The sequence below is a fragment of the Photobacterium sp. R1 genome, assembly GCF_054600795.1.
In genome coordinates this window covers 1-266 of sequence record NZ_BAAHZP010000604.1, presented here as the reverse complement: position 1 = coordinate 266, position 266 = coordinate 1, and the positions used below count along the sequence as shown (strand labels likewise).

1 protein-coding gene is annotated in these 266 nt (G+C 35.3%); it reads right to left on the bottom strand.

Annotated features, from left to right (window positions below; all coding sequences use genetic code 11):
- On the bottom strand, positions 1 to 266 hold a 266-nt coding region (locus ACYP03_RS26470; RefSeq protein WP_459782734.1), incomplete at both ends, for a hypothetical protein.

Here is a 266-nt window from a genome sequence, read left to right as displayed (position 1 = left end):
ATGAATAAACTCATGAACAGGAATTTTTTCAGAAGCCTCAATTGCCAAACTCAGCACGGGCATTTCATCGTCTATTGCATTATAATTGTTCTCTATAACCTGTCTAAAAGGCAGTAATAAAAGGTATTTTTCTGATTTTGATTCTGTCTGTTCTATGGCTTCATGAATTACCGTATGCTTATCAACACTGCACTGAAATAGGTTGACCATTCCAGCGTCAATTGTGGGACGATAAATAATAGCAAATGGTTTTTCTGGATTTGAAA